General features: G+C 32.6%; 13 protein-coding genes. 7 read left to right on the top strand and 6 right to left on the bottom strand.

The window, feature by feature from the left end; genetic code table 11:
- Positions 1–31 precede the first annotated feature (31 nt).
- On the bottom strand, positions 32–3,283 hold the full coding sequence (locus ACQQ6V_RS04035; protein ID WP_448844274.1) for a cytochrome c biogenesis protein: 3,252 nt from the start codon (positions 3,281–3,283) through the stop codon (positions 32–34).
- Between the two features lie 448 nt (positions 3,284–3,731).
- Here ACQQ6V_RS04035 and ACQQ6V_RS04030 point away from each other — a divergent pair, with 448 nt between their 5' ends.
- The 4 genes from ACQQ6V_RS04030 to ACQQ6V_RS04015 all read left to right on the top strand — a co-directional run bounded on the left by ACQQ6V_RS04030 (position 3,732) and on the right by ACQQ6V_RS04015 (position 7,857).
- Positions 3,732–6,221 (top strand): FtsK/SpoIIIE family DNA translocase, encoded by a 2,490-nt coding sequence (locus ACQQ6V_RS04030; protein ID WP_448844273.1) that lies wholly within the window; start codon positions 3,732–3,734, stop codon positions 6,219–6,221.
- Between the two features lie 247 nt (positions 6,222–6,468).
- Positions 6,469–6,756 (top strand): hypothetical protein, encoded by a 288-nt coding sequence (locus ACQQ6V_RS04025; RefSeq protein ID WP_448844272.1) that lies wholly within the window; start codon positions 6,469–6,471, stop codon positions 6,754–6,756.
- Positions 6,757–6,822: 66 nt separating this feature from the next.
- Positions 6,823–7,269: a phosphohydrolase gene (locus tag ACQQ6V_RS04020; RefSeq protein WP_448844271.1), complete on the top strand. Its 447-nt coding sequence runs from the start codon at positions 6,823–6,825 to the stop codon at positions 7,267–7,269.
- A 9-nt stretch (positions 7,270–7,278) separates the two neighbouring features.
- Entirely contained in the window at positions 7,279–7,857 is a 579-nt protein-coding gene (locus tag ACQQ6V_RS04015) for a hypothetical protein (RefSeq protein WP_448844270.1), read from the top strand.
- A gap of 14 nt (positions 7,858–7,871) precedes the next feature.
- Here the strand turns inward: ACQQ6V_RS04015 and ACQQ6V_RS04010 are convergent, their stop codons facing one another.
- The 3 genes from ACQQ6V_RS04010 to pdhA all read right to left on the bottom strand — a co-directional run bounded on the left by ACQQ6V_RS04010 (position 7,872) and on the right by pdhA (position 11,346).
- The gene (locus ACQQ6V_RS04010) at positions 7,872–8,588 is read right to left on the bottom strand and encodes a DUF2490 domain-containing protein (RefSeq protein WP_448844269.1); all 717 of its coding nucleotides are present in this window, start codon (positions 8,586–8,588) and stop codon (positions 7,872–7,874) included.
- Between the two features lie 79 nt (positions 8,589–8,667).
- Positions 8,668–10,257 carry a dihydrolipoyl dehydrogenase family protein gene (locus ACQQ6V_RS04005; RefSeq protein WP_448844268.1) on the bottom strand — a complete coding sequence of 530 codons (1,590 nt, stop codon included), beginning with the start codon at positions 10,255–10,257 and terminating at the stop codon, positions 8,668–8,670.
- A gap of 87 nt (positions 10,258–10,344) precedes the next feature.
- The gene (gene pdhA / locus ACQQ6V_RS04000; RefSeq protein WP_448844267.1) at positions 10,345–11,346 is read right to left on the bottom strand and encodes a pyruvate dehydrogenase (acetyl-transferring) E1 component subunit alpha; all 1,002 of its coding nucleotides are present in this window, start codon (positions 11,344–11,346) and stop codon (positions 10,345–10,347) included.
- A gap of 165 nt (positions 11,347–11,511) precedes the next feature.
- Between pdhA and ACQQ6V_RS03995 the strand changes: the two genes are divergently transcribed.
- Positions 11,512–12,102, top strand: coding sequence for a phosphatase PAP2 family protein (locus ACQQ6V_RS03995; RefSeq protein ID WP_448844266.1), 591 nt, complete (start codon positions 11,512–11,514; stop codon positions 12,100–12,102).
- A gap of 12 nt (positions 12,103–12,114) precedes the next feature.
- Entirely contained in the window at positions 12,115–12,591 is a 477-nt protein-coding gene (locus ACQQ6V_RS03990; protein WP_448844265.1) for a BlaI/MecI/CopY family transcriptional regulator, read from the top strand.
- A gap of 106 nt (positions 12,592–12,697) precedes the next feature.
- Here ACQQ6V_RS03990 and rbp read toward each other — a convergent pair whose 3' ends face one another.
- A complete protein-coding gene (gene rbp, locus ACQQ6V_RS03985) occupies positions 12,698–12,988 on the bottom strand; it encodes an RNA-binding regulator (protein ID WP_448844264.1) in 291 nt (96 codons plus the stop codon).
- Positions 12,989–13,311: 323 nt separating this feature from the next.
- Between rbp and ACQQ6V_RS03980 the strand changes: the two genes are divergently transcribed.
- Positions 13,312–13,569, top strand: coding sequence for a T9SS type A sorting domain-containing protein (locus ACQQ6V_RS03980; protein ID WP_448844263.1), 258 nt, complete (start codon positions 13,312–13,314; stop codon positions 13,567–13,569).
- 73 nt (positions 13,570–13,642) lie between these two features.
- Here the strand turns inward: ACQQ6V_RS03980 and ACQQ6V_RS03975 are convergent, their stop codons facing one another.
- Positions 13,643–14,422 carry a zinc ribbon domain-containing protein gene (locus ACQQ6V_RS03975; RefSeq protein WP_448844262.1) on the bottom strand — a complete coding sequence of 260 codons (780 nt, stop codon included), beginning with the start codon at positions 14,420–14,422 and terminating at the stop codon, positions 13,643–13,645.
- Position 14,423: the final 1 nt, after the last annotated feature.

The following is a 14,423-nucleotide window of genomic DNA, read 5'->3' as shown; positions in this document are numbered from 1 at the left end:
TATGCCTTTTTATATTAACGCTTTAACCTAATTAAGGTTGATCTTGCGTACGTTCTTCTTTCTTATTTTCTAGACTTTTATGAAGTTGTTTGTACCTCACATATGATACAATACTTAACAATAACATAAAACCTAATCCTATATAAACCCAAGCTGGAAGAGGGATTGGATCACCTTTAGCATAAGAATGTAATCCTGTCAAATAGTAATTAACTCCAAAATAAGTCATCACCATAGAACAAAATGCAAACATCGTCACCACATGGAACATATGTCTTCCTCTAAGTCCTGGCACCAATCTCATGTGCAATGCAAAAGCGTAAATCATTATTGAAATAAATGCCCAAGTTTCCTTAGGATCCCAGCTCCAATAACGTCCCCAGCTTTCATTAGCCCATACACCGCCTAAAAAGTTTCCAACTGTCAAAGCTAAAAGTCCAATGCTTAAGGACATTTCACTCACGATTGCTAATTCCTTCAACGTCGTGTCATTATGTTTTTTGAAAATTGTACGTCCAGATATGATATAAAAGAACAATGATATCACCGCAATTAACATTGACAACGAAAAGAAGCCATAACTTGACGTAATAATTGCTACGTGAACAATTAACCAATACGACTTAAGTACTGGCACTAACGGCGTAATTTGCGGATCTAAAGCCGAGCCACCATGTGCAAATCCCATCATAATTACAGCCACTAAGAAACCTGCAGCAGGAATTAATGCGTTTGAGTTTCTGTACAATGCAAAACCTGCAGAAATACCAACCCATGAGATGAAGATAATTGCCTCGTAACCGTTACTCCATGGTGCGTGACCAGAAATATACCATCTCGCTATCAATCCCAAGAAATGGAATACATAACCAACTGCTCCAATATAGATTAAAGCTTTAACGATATGATTAAGAATTTTGCTTGGTTTAAACAATTCTACAAAGGCTAAAATCAACAGTAAAGAGCCTATAATGGTATAGAAGATCAACAACTTGAAGTTGATATCAATCTTATTCATTACGACTTCTAACTCTACTTTTGCATCTGGCGGAATTACTTGTTTACCCCATTTGTGCTGATAATCTTGTATTTTTAATAGTTCTTCATCTGCTTTTTTCCAGTTACCGCTTTGTGTAGCTAGCAAAACAGTTGATAAATATGGACCTAAAACATCTTGAGCATTTTTATCCATTTCAAAATTAGCCGTCATCACAGAGTTCCATGTGTGGTTGGCATCGTTTTGTACAGGAATAGCACGAAAATATTGATAAGACATCAGCGCATTAAGAACTTGTACTTTATCGTTCAGCTTAATTATAGCTTCGTCATATTTACTTTTTTCAACAGGTTTTTTACGGAATGCCGTATTATATTCGTCTTCCAAAACAAAACGTAAATTACCATTAGCATCAGCAGGAAACAACTTTACCAAACTTGTAAAACCTTCTGGTGTTGCTTTAGTAATTTTAGCAAGATCACGTCCTACTTTACCGCTGGTTTCGATTTTTATAATATTAACCTGAGCCCAAAACATTGGGTCTATTGTTGCTGCCAAAAACCATTGGTTAGCATCTAAATGTTGAAAGCTACTTTTGCTTGTTAATTTATGCAGAATATCCAAAGCCTGCGTATTAACTGGCTGAATACGACCTTCATAACTCTGAACTAAAAGGTGCCCAAATTTCTCTGCGTGATCTTTATCAATCTGAATATTCTTTACCAAGTCATCAGCAGAGATAACACTCATTTTAGACTTTGGAGCAGCCGTTTTTTCAGTTTTAGGAATTGATGCATTATCTTTACTTCCATCGTTAACAGAATGAGTTTCGATAGTTTGAGCATTTAATCCTAAACTTAAAAATAGTAATAATATACCTGCTATTTTCGCTTTTTTCTTGCTTACATCAGTTAACATTTTATTAAGCGTCCAGAATCTTGATCCTTTCCAGAACATTGTTACAAACATCCCTAGAAATAAGAAAACGTATCCAATATAAGTGATTAAAGTCCCCCAATAATCATGGTTAACAGACAATACAGTTCCTTTTCTATCTGGATCAAAACTAGCTTGGAAAATTCTATAACCTTTATAATTAAGAACATGATTCATAAAAATCTTGTAAGGCGTCTGTTTTCCTTCGTCTACAATCTGAACATGAGATTCATAAGCGGATGGCGCAGAACTTCCTGGATAAGTTTCCATAACGAATTTATCTAATTTTAAAGCAAATGGTGTATTATAAACTTTGGGACCAAATCCTACCATAACATTCATCCCATCAATTGCAACTTGCTTGTATGCATTAGGATTTCCTTTTTCTACAGACAGATCTACCACAGCTTTGGATTTCGGACCTTGGATCTCAACGGTTAATTGATCCGGAACATTTTTATCTTTCTGCTTATCACCTTCATAAGCTTTAAGCGTTCCTTTTTTAAGACCTTCTGGGATTACTAATCGTAAATCATTAATGGTATAAAGACTTCTTAAAACTAATGGTTGAAATTTATCCTTTATAGTTGTACCAGTTGCTTGTGTTGCCATGGTCATAAACTGAGCATCAACTGGAGTTTTAATAAATAATGAGTCATTAGTCTTAACAAATTCTACCGCACCATCTATGGCTTTTCGGTTAAAACTCACCAAGGTACCATTGATATTTTGTACATCGCCTTCGCCTAGATAGATATTCTGTCTACCTCCTTGTTCACTTGTAGATACTAAATGCAGATATTCTTTACCTTTATTATCAACAACTAAGCTGTCCTTCTTACGCTGAAGATAATTGATAGCTTTTACTTCTAATTGTTTCTCATGATAATTGTACTTCGCATTCATTTTATAATGCAAAGGTGACATTAGATAAGGGATATCTGGATAGTGAAGCTCTTCTCCTTGTTGTTCAATTTTAACTTTTAGAAAAGTCTTGTCGGTAACAATTTCGTTGCTAGTAGCTCCTTCACGGATATGCATAACTCCCTCGAAACTAATGTAACGCGTAATTGCGCCACCTACGAAAATTAAAATAAAAGCCAAGTGAAACACTAAAATTGGCCACTTTTCTCGTCTAAAAAGTCTGTAACGACTAATATTCCCGATAAAATTGAGAATTAATATAACCATGACTACTTCAAACCATTTAGCTTCATAGATTAAAGCCTTAGCTGTGGCTGTGCCATAGTCATTTTCTACAAAAGTCGCTACAGCCATCGCTATAGCATATACCAAAAGCAAAGTCGCCATTGTCCTTGTAGAAATAATAATATCCGTTATTTTTTTCATAAAAAAACTTTAATATTTTAAATCCAAGTCATCTCTAATTACGCATAAGATTTAGCCTAATTTAGATGAATGCAAAAGTAATGATGTTATTTTGATTAAGTATATAAAACCAAGCTTTTATGACAATTCTCATAATCGAAAAAAGCTATTATTTAAAGGCATTTTAACCTGACAATTCATCTTACAAATCCTACAATTATCGTTTTCGGAAAATACTCGTTATAAATAATATTTTCCTTATTATTAAAACCAAAACATAATATAATTCTACAAGCTTAAAAGTTTTATTTTAAATCATTCTAAATAATATTTAAGCTAAAATATCATTTTTTTTATGATTAAATTTCTGACTTTATAATTTTGAAAATATATCAAAAACAAATACCTTTAAGCTAGAAATTTTTCTCAAAAAAAGCCTAAATTTGCATATTACTGACCTTTCTAATCGATGAAAAAAGAAAAAGAACCTACAACAATTTCTTCCAAAATTATTTCTAAGCCAAGAATTATTGCCGGAACATCTCTAATCGTATTATCTGCCGTTTTGATAATATCTTTTATATCCTATCTAAGCAATTGGAAAGCAGACCAATCCCAAGCTGGTACGATGGCGGACAAAAGTATAAAATCTTCTAACTTTGTTGGTAAGGTTGGCGATTGGTTGGGTAATCTTTTTATTTTCGAGAGCATAGGCGTTACAGCTTTTATAATCGCTTTTTTATTTTTTGTTTTTGGTACTTTGGTTTTTAAGAAAAATTATTTCAAACCATGGAAAACTATTTCCCATAGTTTATTTTTTATCTGTTGGTTACCAATTTTTTTTGGTGCTGTAACCAAAGGAAATGGCGTATTGAGCGGTGTATACGGATATCAAATTATGGATTACCTACAATCTTACATTGGTAGTTTTGGACTGTGGCTTATTTTATTTGTAAGCATTGCATTATATTTCATTTTAGAGTTTAACCTAAGACCTAGCAGCATTAAAAATCGTTTTAATAAAATAAACGATAGTACTTTTGGTAAACTGAAAGAAATGATGCCTAGTTCTGACGAGTCTGAAGACGAGGATATTTATGAAAATAATGAAGATGAAGAAGAACAATATCAAAATGAAACCCCAGAGAAAAGTAATGATAATAAAGTTAATCTAGAAGCTAAGCTTCCTAACATAAAAGTTACAGAAGAGATAAAACCTATTGTTACGCCTAATAATACAAGTTTTGAGACGGTAGAGCATGTCGTTGCTAAAGAGCCAGAAACAATTTCTTTAAAGTTGGATGAGAAGGTACCATCTCCTACTCCATCTCAGCCAATTGTTGAAACAAAAAAGGAAGATGACTTTGCTTTTAACATTGAAATTAAAACAGAAGATTCTGCCTTAGATACAGATGATAAGAAAGCTCAAAATCTTGTAAAAGAACATGGTTTATACGATCATAGGTTGGACTTAGCAAAATTCCAGATGCCAACAATTAACCTTCTTAAAGATTATGGCAATGAAGAAATTACGATTAATAAAGAAGAATTAGAAGAAAACAAAAATAAGATTGTTGGCTTACTAAAAAACTTTAATGTAGGCATTGCTGAGATTAAAGCTACAATAGGTCCAACAGTAACCTTGTACGAGATTGTACCAGAAGCTGGGATTAGAGTAGCACAAATTAAGAAGTTGCAAGATGATATTGCTCTTAACTTATCTGCTTTAGGAATTAGAATTATCGCACCTATGCCAGGAAAAGGAACTATCGGTATTGAGGTCCCAAGAAAAAATGCAACAATGGTATCTATGCGATCTGTTATTGCATCTGCTAAATTCCAGAATTCTGACATGGACTTACCAGTTGTTTTTGGTAAGACTATTTCTAATGAAATCTTTATGGCGGATCTAGCAAAAATGCCTCACTTGTTGATGGCTGGTGCTACTGGACAAGGTAAGTCGGTTGGGATTAATGCAATCCTTACGTCACTCTTATATAAGAAGCATCCAAGTGAATTAAAATTCGTGATGGTAGATCCTAAGAAAGTAGAACTGTCATTATATTCAAAAATAGAAAGACATTATTTAGCAAAACTTCCAGACGCAGAAGATGCTATCATTACAGACAACAATAAGGTTATTAATACCCTTAATTCTCTCTGTATAGAGATGGATAATCGTTATGAATTATTAAAAAACGCATTCTGCAAGAACATTAAAGAATATAATGCAAAATTCACTCAACGAAAATTAAATCCAGAAAACGGACATCGCTTTCTGCCTTATATCGTTCTGGTTGTGGATGAGTTTGCTGATCTTATTATGACAGCTGGCAAAGAAGTAGAAATCCCAATTGCAAGGTTAGCACAGCTGGCAAGAGCTATTGGTATTCACCTTATTGTTGCAACTCAGCGTCCATCAGTTAACGTAATTACGGGTATGATTAAGGCTAACTTCCCAGCGAGAGTTGCCTTCCGAGTGATCCAAAACACAGATTCTAGAACAATTTTAGATTCTACAGGAGCAGAACAATTGATTGGTCGTGGTGATATGCTTTACTTTAATGGAAACGAAATTACTCGTCTACAATGTGCTTTTGTAGATACACCAGAAGTAGAAAAACTAGCCGACTTTATTGGAGAACAAAAAGGTTATGGTGATGCTTATCTTTTACCAGAATATTCTGGGGAAGAAAGTACATCTACAGTTGGGGCATTTGATCCTAACGAAAAAGATCAATTGTTCGAAGAAGCTGCCAGAATCATAGTTTCTACGCAACAAGGTTCTACATCTATGTTGCAAAGACAATTAAAATTAGGCTACAATCGTGCTGGTAGAATTATGGATCAATTAGAAGCTTCTGGCGTAGTAGGAGGCTTTAATGGAGCTAAAGCTAGAGAAGTTCTCATTGGAGATCTGCATTATTTAGAACAATTTCTAGATAATCTAAAAAAATAAATAAAATGCTTATCAATCGATAAGCATTTTTTTAGTTTTATAAATCAATAAATGATTAATAAATTTTCCTATTATAAAGAATAATAATTATCCATAATAATTACTAAAATTCTTATTTTTGTCTTTAACAATCTTGAAAATTAAAATGTTTCCTAATAGAAAATATGTTATTTATCTAAATTGAATAAACTTTATCAAGTCAATTTGATTTTAAAATATCATATCAGTAGTAGCTAAAATCAAGATTATGAAAAAAACAAAATCTATGAAAAAAATTATTTTATTAACCAGTATTGGATTTTCTGTAACTGCGATAGCACAAATTAAAAAGCTAGACACAACACGTTCTAAAGAAAATCAAATGTTTTTAGATTTGACAAAAGAAAAAAAACAAAAATCTCTTGCAACACCATATCTTAATGAAAGTAATATTCGTTTTTATAAAAATCTAGATTCGGCTAAAGCATCTTTATATAAAATGAATGTCAAGAAAATAGCTAATCTTCCCTATTCTTCTATTAAAAATAGAAAATAATCAAATGTATTAATCGCTCCAATACAGTCTTTTCCTTTACAAAAACCTAAAGATACTTTAAAATAAATGTCTAGAATTCACCTACTCAACAAAGCAATAAAAATAGCGACCAAAGCACATAAAAAACAAACTGATAAGTATGATGTGCCTTATCTTGCTCATGTCTTCCGGGTGATGGATGCTGGTAAAACTATAGATGAAAAAATTGTTGGTGTCTTACATGATGTTGTAGAGGATCATCCAGAATATTCATTAGAATTTCTTAGAGAACAAGGCTTTCCTTCGCATATTATTTTTGCTGTAGATTGTTTATCAAAAAGGCCTGTAGAATTAGAAGATTACGATATGTTTATCAAAAGAATAGAGCAAAGCCCACTCGCTATCGCAGTGAAAATAAACGACTTACAAGACAATATGGATCTGAAACGTTTTACCAAAACCATAGAAGAACATGATCTAAAACGTCTTAACAAATATCTTAAAGCCTATCAATATTTGATTTCAAAATATTAACTCATTATCATGCATATTAAAATTAAAGCTTTAGTCATATTTTGTTTATTTTTTTATTGTCAGAAAGAACAAGTAATCAATACCTCTCAAAGACAGCAAGAATTACAAAGTAGCTTTAATCAAAAATTAGGGAATTACTTTTTTGACTTTGATGAAATCCAATATTATACAACAGATATTTCTGAAGATAATGCGATGGCATTAATGGATAATCCTCAAAAAACAAAACTAGAGCGACTAAAATCTGATATAATCATTGGAGATAAACCAACAGAAATTTACACTATTGATTTTTTAAATATAATGGAACGAATGGGCTTCGCCAATAAAAATGTTCCTTCTGCAAACTTTAAAGACATAAAAGAAATTTTCAGAGAAAAAACGGTGTCAGAAAGTTATTCAGCTGCCTGTATCCCTGTATATAGAGATATTTTGGTATTTAAGAAAAATAATAAGGTTATCGGTTTTACAAAAATTTGCTTTGACTGTAAATTATTCAAAATCATTGGCACTCAAGCTCATTATGATAATTTCGGACAAGCTAATGATTTTGAAAAACTTCAAGGAATTTTGAAAAATATTCAATAAAAACTTTAATACTATTAATCCGCCATTGGGACGTGGATGTCACGCTCATCATCAGAAGGATCTATGGTGAAGTTTAGCCCAAAGTAGATAAAATGCACATTGGTATTTCCTTTTACAGCAAACTCTCTTTGGAACATATATCCTACAGTAGCATTCATTTTATCATTAAATTGATATCCTAATCCGCCGAAAGTTCTATTTCGCTTAAAATTACGATCATCTTTACCTAAAAAAATCTCCTCGAAAACATTCGCGAAAACTGTACCGGGCTGCACCTTGGTATTATTAAGAGGTAGTGTTGCACTCAATCTGTAGCGATATCGTTGTGTATTGCTATTTTCGTTAGTTATAGAATTATGAAAAAAACGTTGTTCTGCTCTAAGGCGATGATCTATTTTTAAATTTTTAATTTTATTAGTGAAAGTGTATTGCAGCCAAAGGCGGTGTTCTTCTTGGGATATTTTATGATTTTTATAAGTCCCATAACGTCCTAAACCAATAAAAGCCTGATTATTTTTGTTGATATTATATCCCACTCCACCTTTAGTTTCGTAGTAGTCAATATATGAATAATCCTCTATCGATCGACCTTGTAATTCTACATAAGCCATCCAATTAGGTGCAAATTTATATGTTAAAGATGTCATATTAAAACCAGAAATATGCTCTTTTTGCTGGGCTTTAAATCCTAAAAAACAAATTAAAAAAACAAGCGATACTATTCTTTTCATTCTAAAAAAAAACATTGATTTTAATCTAAAAAAAAGCCCTTCCGAAAAAACGAAAGGACTTCTATAGCATTATTTAATTCTATCCTAACAATAATGTTAATGGATTTTCTAAATATGTTCTTAATGTTTGTAAAAACTGAGCACCAGTTGCGCCATCAATCACACGGTGATCGCATGCTAGTGATAATTTCATTGTATTACCTACTACAATCTGACCATCTTTTACGATTGGTTTTTCTATAATAGCACCTACTGATAAAATTGCAGAGTTAGGTTGGTTAATAATAGACGTGAAAGTCTCGATACCAAACATTCCTAAGTTAGAAATAGAGAACGTAGAACCTTCCATTTCGTTAGCCTTAAGACCTTTAGATTTTGCTCTTCCAGCCATATCTTTTACACCTGCAGAAATCTGCGTGTAATTCATAAAATCTGTATTTTTCAAAACAGGTACAACTAATCCATCAGGAACTGCCACAGCAACACCTACATTAATATTCCCATGATGAATAATCTTATCACCAGCCCAAGAAGAATTAACTTGAGGGTGTTTTCTTAGAGCCATTGCTGTTGCCTTAATTACCATATCATTGAAAGAAACTTTGGTATCTGGCATACTGTTAATCTCCTTACGAGCAACAATTGCTTTATCCATGTTAATTTCTACCATTAGGTAATAGTGAGGCGCAGAGAATTTACTTTCTGCAAGACGTTTAGCAATGATATTTCTAACCTGAGAATTAGGAGTTTCTGTATCTTCACCTGGTGTAAAATTAACAGCAGGTTGTACAGCAACTGCTTTTGGAGCAGGAGAACTTACAGCAGCAGGAGCTTGATAGCTTTCTACATCTTTTCTAACGATACGCCCACCTTCTCCAGAACCTTGGATTGTATGGATATCAATTCCTTTATCTTCAGCCATTTTTTTAGCTAAAGGAGAAATATGAACTCTTTCATTAGAGGTATTAGCGACAACATTTGCAACAGGCTGAGCGATTGCTTCTATTTTAGTTTCTGCAACAGCTTTTACTTCTGTTTTAGGAGCAGCAATTACGCCACCACCAGAAACGATTGCAGATACATCTGTCCCTGCAGGTCCTATAATTGCAAGAATTTTGTCTACTTCGGCAGCTTCAGATTCTGCAACACCTTGATATAACAAAGTTCCATTAAATTCTGATTCGAAATCTTGTACAGCTTTATCAGTTTCAATTTCAGCTAAAATGTCGCCTTCCTTTACAGTATCGCCAACATTTTTTTGCCACTTTGCCACTTTACCTTCTGTCATCGTATCAGACAATCTTGGCATTGTGATAACTTCTACACCAGCAGGAATCTCAGCAGATGCTTGGCTAGTAGCAGCTTCAGCAACTTGTGGAGCTTCGGTAGTTGCGCTAGCACCACCACCAATCAAAGCAGAAATATCTTCTCCTTGATTACCAATAATTGCTAGGACATTATCTACGGGTGCTTGCGCACCTTCTTCTACACCAATATATAATAAAGTTCCGTTAAATTCGGATTCGAAATCCTGTACGGCTTTATCAGTTTCTATTTCAGCTAATATATCGCCTTCTTTTACAGCGTCTCCAACTTTCTTGTGCCATTTGGAAACTTTACCTTCTGTCATCGTATCAGATAGACGCGGCATTGTGATTACTTCAGCCATAATTTTAATATGATAATTTTATTAATGTGATAGGAGGTTGATATGAAGATTAGCTAATCAACACATCTTCTTTATCACCAAATTATTTTAGTTTTCTAATTTATCTAAAAAAGGATAATCCGGCGTAGAATATACAAAGTCATAAACTTGTGATAAATCTGGGTACGGAGAGTTTTCCATAAAGTCGATACACTCTTCTACAAAAGCTCTCGCTTTTTCTTCCATAGCTTCTAGCTCAGTTTCTGATGCCCATTTGTTTTCTAAAATTCTGTGTTTTACGATTTCAATTGGATCATCTTTTTTGTGCTCTGCAACTTCTTCTTTAGATCTATAAGGCTCAGCATCTGACATAGAGTGACCTCTATAACGGTAGGTTCTTGCCTCGATAAAAGTTGGTCCATCACCACGTCTTGCTCTTTCTATCGCTTCGTAAGCTGCTTCTGCAACTTTCTCAGGATCCATAGCATCAACAGGTAAACATGGCATCTCATAACCAAGTCCTAACTTGTAAATGTCTTCGTGGTTAGCGGTTCTTCCTACGGATGTACCCATAGCATAACCGTTGTTTTCACAAACGAATACAACTGGAAGTTTCCAGTTCATTGCCATGTTGAAGGTCTCATGTAAAGCACCTTGACGTACAGCTCCATCTCCCATAAAACAGATGTTAACAGCTTTTCTGTCATAATACTTGTCTGCAAAAGCAATACCTGCTCCCAACGGAATCTGACCGCCTACAATACCATGACCTCCATAAAAACGGTGTTCTTTACTGAAAATGTGCATAGATCCACCCATACCTTTGGATGTACCTGTGGCTTTACCACACAATTCTGCCATAATTCTTTTAGGATCTACACCCATTGCCATTGGATGTACGTGACATCTGTAAGCAGTGATCATACTGTCCTTAGACAGATCCATCGCGTGTGTAAATCCAGCAGGAATAGCTTCCTGTCCATTATATAAATGTAAAAAACCTCTGATTTTTTGTTTTAAATAAAGAGAACGGCATTTGTCTTCAAACCTTCTCCACATCGTCATATCCTCGTACCACTTAAGGTAAACCTCTTTGGAAAATTCTTTCATATGATTTCGAAATATTTAGCAAAAATAAGAAAAAACTTTAGTTATATGTATAGCCTTATTTATAAATAATTATTAATGTACAATTGAAAGGCAAATTTAGCCTAAAATCAGTGGTAATAATTTAACGAAAATCGTATCTTCGCTGTTATAGTATTACATTTTCGTATGCATCCAACTACCGAAAAATCTTCTTGGCTCATTACACTATCAAAAGTTATTTCTAATTTCTTCAATCCTCTTGTGTCTTTATTAATTTATTTTTGGTATTACAGTTCAGAACACTACAGTATATCAGAAGCTTGGAGCAGACTTTTACCTATTCTTTTAATTTTAGTTTTACCCGTTATTGCATGGATTACATGGAATGTTAAGACAGGAAAATATACTAATATGGATGTTTCTAATAGGAAACAGCGCAATAGTTTATACGTTATCATCATCATCCTATCTGCTGCATATCTTTTATATGAATATTATTTTCTGGAGATTTTTGACCTTAGCATTTTTCTGTTAGCGATGTTACTAATTCTTATGCAGATCAGTAATTTTTTTATTAAAAGCTCTATGCATACAGCACTTAATATTTATGTTGCTGCATTATTTTTCAAGTTAAACCCTTACATAGGAATTTTTTGGCTTTTACTATCTATTATTATAGGAATTACTAGAATTATATTAAAAAGACATACCAAGGCAGAAGTCATTGCTGGCGCATCAATAGCCCTTGTTATATCAATTATTTATATCTTTATTTAAAATTATCAAATTATGAAAATAAACAGCCTTACCACTTCCGAAGAACAGTTAATGCGCGTCATATGGGAGTTAGAGCAAGCTTTTATGAGAAATATAATGAAGGCTTATCCAGAGCCAAAACCACATCAAAATACAGTATCTACTTTTCTTAAAATTCTGGTCGAAAAAGATTTTTTAAGTATAGAAAAGCAAGGGAGGATATTCAGATATATCCCAAAAATTAATTTTGAAGAATATAGAAAACATTGTTTATTAGATTTAGTTTCTAATTTTTATGGTGATGATAAAGACACTTTAATTAAAGACCTATCACTAGAAAGCGCATTAATTATTGAAGAAAAGAATAATGAAGTGCCTAAGCTTTCTCCACCCAAAAAACCTTCTACCAAACGTGCTGATTCCGTTATAGAAGATTGGAAAAAAGAACTTGCAAAAAAAGATAAAAAGAAAGACAAAGAAAAGAGTAAAAAGAAAAAGAAAGCTAAATAAGCTAGTTTCTTACTAGGATAAATGAGCCTGCATTGAACTCATCAAATAAATATTATTAATATTTAATTATAAGACATAAAAAAAGCGGCTAATGCCGCTCTTTTTCTTACCATCTATTATTTTGTCTTGGTCTGTCAAAATTTCTCTTTGGTTTTTCTTCTCTTGGTCTAGCTTCTGTAACGTTAAGCGTTTTACCATTAAAATCATACTGATTTAATGCTTCAACAGCTTGTTGACCTTCAGCGTCACCCATTTCGATAAAACCGAATCCCTTAGATCTTCCAGTTTCTCTATCGGTAATAATCTTTGCAGAGGTAACCTCTCCATAGTTTTCGAATAACTCTTGCAACTGCTCTTCTCTTGTTGCGTAATTGATGTTTGAAACAAAAATGTTCATAAAAAAAAATTAAATTAAAATTGAATTTCTGCAATTATAAAAGAAAAACAACATAATAAATGAACCATATTGATTTCGCATATAAAAACATTGCAATATACATTTTATTTCAAAACAAAACTATTAAATAATAATTTATTTTTTCAATATTTAAAATCATTAACAATAATTTATTATTAATAATAAATTATTAATTTTGATATAAATATTATGCATTATAAATAAAACCTTTACGCTTTTTACAGCATTAGCATGCGCAAGCTTCTATGCTCAATTTACAAGTCCAGGTAAAGGAGTTACTTACAATCTTTCTTCTTTAACAATTGCCACTCCTGGTACAGTTATTAATAGATGTGACTTTATTTATTAATGAGGAAAAACAAAAGCAACATGGGCAATTTACATTAGAAACAGAAAAATCTGGTAATATTATTATAACTGATCTATCTGGTAAATTTGTACACTCTAATATTGTTGAAAAAGGAAGAAATCAATTAAAATTAAACCTACAATCAGGAACTTACATATTACTATATCAATCTGAAGGTCAGAAATCTACTTCTAAAATTATTATCAAGTAATTCATGAAGTTTTATAAACAAAAAACCCGCTCTTAAAAAAGCGGGATTTTTATATGTTAAAAAATTCTTTAATTTAGAATTTAATAATTTCTTCCATTTTAGCATTTTCTTCGTTAACCAACTCATCGTCAACAAGAATTTTACCACTATGCTCATCAATAATAATTTTCTTTCTTTGAGCAATTTCCATTTGTTTTTGTGGAGGTACAGTAAAGAAAGATCCTTTAGGAGCACCTCTTTCTAGACCAACAACCGCAAGACCATTAATAGATCCTTGACGTATTCTTTGGTAAGAAGCTAATAGACGGTCATCTATTTTTTCAGAGAACTCTTTAGACTTTTCTAATAGATAATCTTCTTCTTTTTGAGTTTCAGACACTAAGGCGTCTAATTCGTTTTTCTTGTGAGCTAAGTGACTTTTAAGCTCATCAATTTTAGAATTAAGCTCAGATAAAGTTTCGTTTTTGTGCTCTATTTTCGCACCGAATTCTTTTATTTTCTTCTCAGCTAATTGGATTTCTAGTTCTTGATACTCAATTTCTTTATCTAGAGACTCATATTCTTTGTTATTTCTAACATTGTCTTGTTGACCTTTATACTTTGTAATCAACGCTTGTGCTTGAGAAATTAATTCTTTTTTAGTATTAATTTCAGCATTTTGTTCTTTGATTTCATTATCAAATTTGGTGGCTCTTTTTTCAAGACCTTCAATTTCAATATCAAGATCTTCAACCTCAATTGGCAACTCGCCTCTTGTGTTACGAATTTCGTCTAATCTAGAGTCGATGATTTGTAAATCGTAAAGTGCTCTTAACTTTTCTTCAACAGAAATATCGTTTATTTTTTTAGCCATA

This window comes from Chryseobacterium electrogenes (genome assembly GCF_053553015.1).
This window is presented reverse-complemented; position numbering and strand designations above follow the sequence as displayed.

Excerpts from the sequence above, each read along its gene's own strand:
- ACQQ6V_RS04025 (WP_448844272.1), top strand. The coding sequence starts at position 6,469 with ATGAAAAAAACAAAATCTATGAAAAAAATTATTTTATTAACCAGTATT.
- ACQQ6V_RS03995 (WP_448844266.1), top strand. The coding sequence starts at position 11,512 with ATGCATCCAACTACCGAAAAATCTTCTTGGCTCATTACACTATCAAAA.
- ACQQ6V_RS03990 (WP_448844265.1), top strand. The coding sequence starts at position 12,115 with ATGAAAATAAACAGCCTTACCACTTCCGAAGAACAGTTAATGCGCGTC.
- ACQQ6V_RS04020 (WP_448844271.1), top strand. The coding sequence starts at position 6,823 with ATGTCTAGAATTCACCTACTCAACAAAGCAATAAAAATAGCGACCAAA.
- ACQQ6V_RS04015 (WP_448844270.1), top strand. The coding sequence starts at position 7,279 with ATGCATATTAAAATTAAAGCTTTAGTCATATTTTGTTTATTTTTTTAT.
- ACQQ6V_RS04030 (WP_448844273.1), top strand. The coding sequence starts at position 3,732 with ATGAAAAAAGAAAAAGAACCTACAACAATTTCTTCCAAAATTATTTCT.
- ACQQ6V_RS04010 (WP_448844269.1), bottom strand. The coding sequence starts at position 8,588 with ATGAAAAGAATAGTATCGCTTGTTTTTTTAATTTGTTTTTTAGGATTT.
- ACQQ6V_RS04035 (WP_448844274.1), bottom strand. The coding sequence starts at position 3,283 with ATGAAAAAAATAACGGATATTATTATTTCTACAAGGACAATGGCGACT.
- ACQQ6V_RS04005 (WP_448844268.1), bottom strand. The coding sequence starts at position 10,257 with ATGGCTGAAGTAATCACAATGCCGCGTCTATCTGATACGATGACAGAA.
- pdhA (WP_448844267.1), bottom strand. The coding sequence starts at position 11,346 with ATGAAAGAATTTTCCAAAGAGGTTTACCTTAAGTGGTACGAGGATATG.
- rbp (WP_448844264.1), bottom strand. The coding sequence starts at position 12,988 with ATGAACATTTTTGTTTCAAACATCAATTACGCAACAAGAGAAGAGCAG.
- ACQQ6V_RS03975 (WP_448844262.1), bottom strand. The coding sequence starts at position 14,422 with ATGGCTAAAAAAATAAACGATATTTCTGTTGAAGAAAAGTTAAGAGCA.